Raw genomic sequence first — 7,638 nt, forward strand, 5'->3', positions numbered from 1 at the left:
CACGGGAACGCCTGCCGGCTAACGAGTTTTGACTGCGACGAAGGGCGGACGCACGACTTCACACTCGGCGGCGCGGCCGCGGATGTCGACGGTGATTTGCTGGCCGTCTTCGATTCCCGCGTCGGTGTCGATCAGCGCGAGCGCGATGCCGGCCTGCAGCGTCGGGGAGAACGTGCCCGACGTGGTGATCCCGACCGGCGCGTCGTGAGCGAGCACCGTCAGCCCGGCACGCAACACCCCGCGACCCACCATCCGTAGCCCGCGCAGCAGCCGTCGCGGCCCGGCTTCTTTTTCGGCCAGCAGCGCGTCGCGGCCGAAGAACGCGTCCTTCTTCCATCCGATCGCCCAGCCGCAGCGGGCCTGCAGCGGTGAGATGTCGAGCGAAAGTTCGTGCCCGTGCAGCGGGTAGCCCATCTCGGTGCGAAGCGTGTCGCGGGCGCCCAGCCCCGCGGGCTCGCCGCCGGCGGACTTGACCGCCGCCACCAGCGCGTCGAACACGACGCCCGCGGACTCCCAGGCCGGCAGCAGTTCGTAGCCGTGCTCACCGGTGTATCCCGTGCGGCAGACGCGCACCGGCACACCGGAGAAGGCGGCGTCGGCGTAGCCCATGTAGTCCATCTCGGTCGGCAGCCCCAGCTCGCCGAGCACGTCCGCCGACCGCGGGCCCTGCACCGCCAGCACCGCATACGAGCGATGCTCGTTGCTGATCGTCAGGCCGGCGGGTGCGGCCGCCCGCAGCGCCTCGACCACCGCGGCGGTGTTGGCGGCGTTGGGCACCAGAAAGATCTCGTCGTCGTCGACGTAGTAGGCGATCAGGTCGTCGATGACGCCGCCGGATTCGGTGCAGCACAACGTGTATTGCGCCTTGCCCGGGCCGATGCGGCCCAGGTCGTTGGTGAGCGCGGAGTTGACGAACTTCGCGGCGCCCGGCCCGCGCACCAGCGCCTTGCCGAGGTGACTGACGTCGAACAGGCCGACGGAGTTTCGGGTGGCGTTGTGTTCGCTGACGGTGCCGGCGAACGAGACCGGCATGAGCCAGCCGCTGAACTCGGCGAAGCTGGCACCCAATTCGCGATGGCGGTCTTCCAGCGGTCCGTGCTGCGGGTCGTCGGTCACGGCGTCTCACCCTAGCCATCATCGTGGCGACCCGCCGCGCCCGGCTCCGCCGCGCTTGCGATCGCCACCGATCGAGCGGCATTGCTGGCACACTTGGGTAGGTGCCCGATCACCTGGACTTCGACGCGCTCGAGGCCGCCGGAATCGCGAACCCACGCGAGCGAACCGACCTGATCAAGTACCTCGACGGGCTCGGCTTCAGCGTCGACGAGATGGTCGAGGCCGAGCGCCGCGGCCGGCTGTTCGGGCTTGCCGGTGACGCCCTGTCGTGGTCTGGACGCCCCATCTACACCGTGCAGGCCGCGGCCGACAAGCTCGGGTTGTCGGCCGACGACGTGGCGCAGGCGTGGGGTTTGCTCGGTTTGACCATCGCCGGTCCCGACGTTCCGGTGCTCAGCCAGGCCGATGTCGAGGCTCTGTCGACGTGGGTCGCGCTCAAGGCGGTGGTGGGCGAGGACGGCGCGTTTGGCCTGCTGCGGGTGCTCGGCGCCGCGATGGCCCGCCTCGCGGAGGCCGAGGGGACGATGATCCGCGCCGGGACGCCGGACATCCAGATGAACTACACCCACGACGAGCTCGCCACGGCGCAGGCCTACCGCGCGGTCGCCGAGTTCATCCCTCGCATCGGGGCGCTGATCGACGTCGTGCACCGTCACCACTTGATCAGTGCCCGAACCTATTTCGAAGGCGTCCTGCTCGGCACCTCGGCGAGCGTGATCTGCGGCATCGGTTTCGCGGATCTGTCCGGTTTCACCGCGTTGACCCAAGCGCTCACCCCGGCGCAATTGTCGCTGCTACTCACCGAATTCGGCGGCACCGTCGCCGACGTGGTGCACGCCGACGGCGGGCGGCTGGTGAAGTTCATCGGCGACGAGGTGATGTGGGTGAGCGCGTCGCCCGAGCAGCTGGTCACGACGGCGGTCGATCTTGTCGAGCATCCGCGGGCGCGGGAGGAGGGTCTGCACGTCCGCGCCGGTCTTGCCTACGGCAGCGTGCTCGCCACCAACGGGGACTACTTCGGCAACCCGGTCAACCTGGCCGCGCGATTGGTCGCCGCCGCGGCACCGAGGCAGATACTCGCCGATTCGGCGCTGCACGACGAGCTGCCGGATTGGCCCGCGGTCGCGCACGGTCCGCTGACGCTCAAGGGTTTTGACGAGCCGGTCAGCGCCTTCGAGTTGCGCGGTAAGGGCGGTGGCGGCCCCAGGCCCGGCCCCGGTGACTAGGGTGATTGCCCGTGACCACCGAACCGAGTTACCAATCCCCGTCCGTCCAGGTCGCCACATCGCTGCCGAAACGTGGCGCGGGTTCGTCGGTATTGGTCGTGCCGGTCGTTTCGACCGGCGACGAAGACCGGCCCGGCGCCGTCGTCACCGCGGCCGACCCGTTCCTGTCCAGCGCCGCCGTCGCCGAGATCGAGGCCGGCCTGCGGGCGCTGGAGGCCACCGGCGGCAGTGATCAGGTGCACCGGTTGGTGGTGCCGTCGCTGCCGGTGGCCAGCGTGCTCACGGTCGGCCTGGGCAAGCCGCGAGCCGAGTGGCCCGCGGACACGATCCGCCGCGCGGCGGGTACGGCAGCCCGCGCGCTGAACAGCGCCGAGGCCGCAATCACCACGCTGACCGAACTGGATCTGGAGGCAGCCATCGAGGGGCTGATCCTGGGCAGCTACCGATTCACCGCTTTCCGCAGCGACAAGACAGCACCGAAGGATCAAGGTCTGCGCAACATCACGGTGCTGTCCAGTGCCAAGGGCGCCAAGTCCCAGGCGGCCCATGCCACGGCCGTCGCGACCGCGGTCGCCACCGCCCGCGACCTGGTCAACACCCCGCCGAGCCACCTCTTCCCCGCCGAATTCGCCAAGCGCGCAAGGGCTTTGGGCGAGTCCGCGGGTCTGGAGGTCGAGGTGCTCGACGACAAGGCGCTGCAGAAGGGCGGCTACGGCGGAGTGATCGGCGTCGGCCAGGGCTCGTCGCGCCCGCCGCGGCTGGTGCGGCTGATCCACCGGGGTTCGCGGCTGGCCAAAACCAAGAAGGGCAAGCAGGCCAAGAAGGTGGCGCTGGTGGGCAAGGGTGTCACCTTCGACACCGGCGGGATTTCGATCAAGCCTGCCGCGTCGATGCACCACATGACCTCGGATATGGGTGGGGCGGCCGCGGTCATCGCGACCGTCACGCTGGCCGCGCAGCTCGAATTGCCGATCGACGTGATCGCGACGGTGCCGATGGCCGAGAACATGCCGTCGGCGACCGCGCAGCGTCCCGGCGACGTGTTGACGCAATACGGCGGCACAACGGTCGAGGTCCTCAACACCGACGCCGAGGGCCGGCTCATCCTGGCCGACGCCATCGTCCGCGCGTGCGAGGACAATCCCGACTATCTGATCGAAACCTCGACGCTCACCGGCGCCCAGACCGTGGCGCTGGGCGCGCGCATACCCGGAGTGATGGGCAGCGACGAGTTCCGCGACCGGGTCGCCGAGATCTCGCAGCGGGTCGGTGAGAACGGCTGGCCCATGCCGCTGCCCGACGAACTCAAAGACGACTTGAAGTCCACCGTGGCCGACCTTGCCAACATCAGCGGGCAGCGCTTCGCCGGCATGCTGGTGGCCGGCGTGTTCCTTCGCGAATTCGTCGCGGATGGGGTCGCCTGGGCGCACATCGACGTGGCCGGCCCCGCCTACAACACCGGCAGCCCATGGGGTTACACGCCCAAGGGGGCTACCGGCGTTCCCACCCGGACGATGTTCGCGGTGCTGGCCGACATAGCGGAAAAGGGCTAGCAGAAAACGGCTAGCGGAAAACGGCTAGCCGGCAGGTCAAGTCACATCCGCCACAGTGGTCTCTGCCAAGAAGCGACACACTTTTTGCCCACCTCATAGCGACAACCGGCCGGCAAGATTTGTCGCTACGAGACGGGCAAAATCCCGCCCGCGTCCGCTGGGTAGTCAAGTGACAGATGAGGCGCCAGCGGCGAAGTTCCGCGGCAAATGCGTGTAGGCCCAAATACTTTCGGTGACCATCGACTATCACCATGGAATCCGGCCATCTCCTGTGCCGTCGAATCGGGCCGGCCGCAACAGCATCCGAGGGCAGATTTCTGTTTAGCCGTGCGGCGCAGCGGATAACCCTCCCACGGGTCGGTGTTCGACAGGAGGCAAACTGTGACTGCGCGACGGTTGATCATGGCGCTGGGCGCCGTGCTTTTGCTGGCCGGTGTCATTGGGCTGCTCGTGCCGGTGTCGGTATCGGACAGCGGCGGCACATCGATTTCATGCGGGAACGGGATTGCCCCGGATTCCTCCGCGGCGCGCAACGCCAACGACAAGAACGGCGCGAACATCCCGATCCTCAATCAGGTCATTCCGCACACCGACTTTGTGGCGCAATGCAATTCGGCGGTGCACGGTCGGCAAATGTGGGCCATCCCGCTGGCGGTTATCGGGATCCTCGGGATCGGCGGCGCGCTGCTGGTATCACGCGGTCCTCGAGCGGCCACCGGCCCGTGAGCGCGGGCTAGATCACCCGCATCCGGGCGGTGCTGCGCAGCGCCTGCGGCAGCACCCGCGAAATGCCGTAGAGCGCATAGGCTTCCGGCGCGACGGGGCGGATCGGTTTGTTCTTCTTGACCGACGACAAGATTGCGTTGGCGACCTTGTCGGGCCCGTAGTGGCGCAGCGCGAACATCTTGCCCAGCTGACCCCGCCGGCCGTCGACATCGTCCTCTTGCTTTCCGGCGGGCGCGTCGAAGCGGGTGGTGTTGATGATGTTGGTGTCGATCACCCCGGGGCAGATCGTGGTCAACCCGACGCCCGCGGCGTCGAGTTCGGCCCGCAGGCAGTCGGAGAACATGTAACTCGCGGCCTTGGACGTGCAATAGGCGCTGAGCGACTGCAGCGGGGCGTAGGCGGCCATCGACGACACGTTCACGATGTGCCCGCCGGTGCCGCGCTCGACAAGGCGCCGCCCGAACGACCGGCAGCCGTTCACCACGCCGCCGAGGTTGACGTCCAGCACCCTGTCGAACTGTTCGGCCGGGGTGTCCAGGAAGTTGCCCGCCTGCCCGATCCCGGCGTTGTTGACCACGATGTCGGGCACGCCGTGGTCGGCGCTGACCCGCGCGGCGAAGGCCTCGACCGCCTCGGTGTCGGACACGTCGAGCACGTAGGGGTGGGCGACACCGCCCCGCGAGGCGATCTGGGCCGCGGTTTCCTTGACGGCGGCCTCGTCGATGTCGCTGACGACCACCTCGGCGCCCTCGCGCGCGAAGGCGAAAGCGGTCTCGCGCCCGATGCCGCTGCCCGCGCCGGTGACCGCGACCAGCATGTCGCCGAAGTACTCGCGCGGACGCCCGACTTGGGCGCGCAGCAGCGCGCGGCTGGGCTGCTTGCCCTCGGCCAGGTCGGCGAAGTCATGCACCGCGGCGGCCATCACCCGTGGGTGCGACATCGGTGAAAAGTGACCGGCCTTGATGTCGCGCCGCCACAGCCGTGGCACCCAGCGCGCGGTCTCGTCGTAGGAGTAGGGCCGCACATACTTGTCCTGGGTGTTGACGATCAGCTGCACCGGCACGTCGACGATGTGGATGGCCTCGCGGCGCTTGGAAAACGAGCGAAAGTAGTTGGCCGGATAGGTTTTCACCGACTGGGCGGCGTCGCGGGCCAGGTTCTCGGAATGGTGGATCAGCTCGTCGGGGATGTTGTCGACCACGTTGCGCCGCAGCGCGGGGACCGACATCGTCAGCCGCATGAACAACGGCGCCAGCACCGGGATCGACAGAAACACCATGTAGCTGAACCGCAATGTCTGGCTGATCGCGCGCGCGAACCGTCGCGGCCGCCACGGCCGCCGCAGGCCGCCGAAGATGTAGTCGACCAATTGCTCATGGCTCGGACCCGACACCGAGGTGAACGACGCGATCCGATCACCGGCGCCGGGCCGCTTCAAGTACTCCCACACCCCGACCGAACCCCAGTCGTGGGCCAGCACGTGGACCGGGCTGCCGGGGCTCAGCTCGGCGGTTACCGCGGCCAAGTCGTCGGCGAACCGGTCCATGGTGTACGCCGAAACCGGCTTGGGCACCGACGACAGCCCGACGCCGCGGTTGTCGTAGCGGATGACCCGGAAGCGCTCGGCGAGGTGCGGGACGACGCCGTCCCACAGCACATGCGAGTCGGGAAAGCCGTGCACCAGCACGACGGGCGGGCCCTCGGGGTTGCCTTCTTCGTAGACCGCGATGCGTGCGCCGTCCGCGCTGTCGACGAACCGCTGGGGTACCTGTTGGATTGCCGGCATCGGACCTCCCCGCTCTTACTGGCAGTGGCCACACCGTAGCAAGCGGGTTGGGGCTGACCTGGCACCGAGCGCGGTCCGCCCTGGATGTGTGCCGGTGCGGACGCAATGACAGGATAGTTTCGAAACTTGGCCTCCATGCCGCCTACACCGCGGTGTGGTAAGCCAGATGTCGACCTGCGCCGACCCACGAGCGATCGAGGAGTCAATAGAGATGGCCTTCTCCGTGCAGATGCCGGCCCTCGGTGAGAGCGTCACCGAGGGAACGGTCACGCGCTGGCTCAAGCAGGAAGGCGATACGGTCGAGCTCGACGAGCCGCTGGTCGAGGTGTCGACCGACAAGGTCGACACCGAAATCCCGTCGCCCGCCGCGGGTGTGCTGACCAAGATCATCGCCCAGGAGGACGACACCGTCGAGGTTGGCGGTGACCTGGCGGTGATCGGCGACGCGGGCGAGCAACCCCAGGGCCAGCCCCAAGCCCAACCCGAGGCCCAAGCGGAACCCGAAGCGCCGAGCCAACCCGAACCGCAGGCCCAGCCGGAACCCCAAGCCGAACCCGAGGCCGAGCCCGAGCCGGAACCCGCGGCGGCGGCTCCCCGAGCGCCGAGCGGTGACTCGGGTGACGGGCAGCCGGTGCTGATGCCCGAGCTCGGCGAGTCGGTGACCGAGGGCACCGTGACTCGGTGGCTGAAGAAGGTTGGCGATTCCGTCCAGGTGGACGAGCCGCTGGTGGAAGTGTCCACCGACAAGGTGGACACCGAGATCCCGTCGCCCGTGGCCGGCGTGTTGGTCAGCATCACCGCCGACGAGGACGCCACGGTTCCGGTGGGCGGCGAGTTGGCGCGGATCGGCGTCGGGACCGACGACCGCGCCCCTGCCGCGCCCGCTCCCGCTCCCCAACCCGAAGCCAAGCCCGAGCCGAAACCAGAACCCAAGCCCGAACCCGCCGCCAAGCCGGCACCCGCACCGGAACCGAAGCCGGAGCCCCAGCCACAAGCCGCGCCGCCGCCGAAGGCCGAGCCCGCCGCGCCCCAGCGGCCGGCGGCGGAGACCCAAACCGACGGTGCGCCGTACGTGACGCCGCTGGTGCGAAAACTGGCCAACGAGAACAACATCGACCTCGCCGAGGTGACGGGCACCGGCGTGGGCGGGCGCATCCGCAAGCAGGACGTGCTGGCCGCCGCCGAGAAGAAAGAAGAGGCACAGAAGCCGCCCGCCCACGCCGGTGCCCGT

Annotated in this window: 6 protein-coding genes; 4 read left to right on the forward strand and 2 right to left on the reverse strand. The window is 68.8% G+C overall.

Features of this window, described 5'->3' with window-relative positions; genetic code table 11:
* Positions 1-18: 18 nt before the first annotated feature.
* Positions 19-1,116 (reverse strand): glycine cleavage system aminomethyltransferase GcvT, encoded by a 1,098-nt coding sequence (gcvT, locus tag ACQI5H_RS20010; protein ID WP_427081047.1) that lies wholly within the window; start codon positions 1,114-1,116, stop codon positions 19-21.
* Positions 1,117-1,217: 101 nt separating this feature from the next.
* On the opposite strand from gcvT, the gene ACQI5H_RS20015 reads away from it, so the two are divergent.
* The 3 genes from ACQI5H_RS20015 to ACQI5H_RS20025 all read left to right on the forward strand — a co-directional run bounded on the left by ACQI5H_RS20015 (position 1,218) and on the right by ACQI5H_RS20025 (position 4,621).
* Positions 1,218-2,342 carry an adenylate/guanylate cyclase domain-containing protein gene (locus ACQI5H_RS20015; protein ID WP_427081048.1) on the forward strand — a complete coding sequence of 375 codons (1,125 nt, stop codon included), beginning with the start codon at positions 1,218-1,220 and terminating at the stop codon, positions 2,340-2,342.
* 11 nt (positions 2,343-2,353) lie between these two features.
* Positions 2,354-3,895, forward strand: a complete 1,542-nt coding sequence (locus tag ACQI5H_RS20020; RefSeq protein ID WP_427081049.1) for a leucyl aminopeptidase — start codon at positions 2,354-2,356, stop codon at positions 3,893-3,895.
* Between the two features lie 381 nt (positions 3,896-4,276).
* Positions 4,277-4,621 (forward strand): aminopeptidase, encoded by a 345-nt coding sequence (locus ACQI5H_RS20025; RefSeq protein WP_427081050.1) that lies wholly within the window; start codon positions 4,277-4,279, stop codon positions 4,619-4,621.
* A gap of 7 nt (positions 4,622-4,628) precedes the next feature.
* Here the strand turns inward: ACQI5H_RS20025 and ACQI5H_RS20030 are convergent, their stop codons facing one another.
* A complete protein-coding gene (locus ACQI5H_RS20030) occupies positions 4,629-6,407 on the reverse strand; it encodes an SDR family oxidoreductase (protein WP_427081051.1) in 1,779 nt (592 codons plus the stop codon).
* 211 nt (positions 6,408-6,618) lie between these two features.
* On the opposite strand from ACQI5H_RS20030, the gene sucB reads away from it, so the two are divergent.
* Positions 6,619-7,638, forward strand: a 1,020-nt coding sequence (gene sucB, locus ACQI5H_RS20035; protein WP_427081052.1) for a 2-oxoglutarate dehydrogenase, E2 component, dihydrolipoamide succinyltransferase, incomplete at its 3' end; no start/stop codon positions are given.

This window comes from Mycobacterium heidelbergense (assembly GCF_050205645.1).
In the GTDB taxonomy this organism is placed as follows: Bacteria; Actinomycetota; Actinomycetes; order Mycobacteriales; family Mycobacteriaceae; genus Mycobacterium; species Mycobacterium heidelbergense_A.

What these genes read in the sequence shown, in the direction of transcription:
- ACQI5H_RS20030 (WP_427081051.1), bottom strand. Translation starts at nt 6,407, where the DNA reads ATGCCGGCAATCCAACAGGTACCCCAGCGGTTCGTCGACAGCGCGGAC.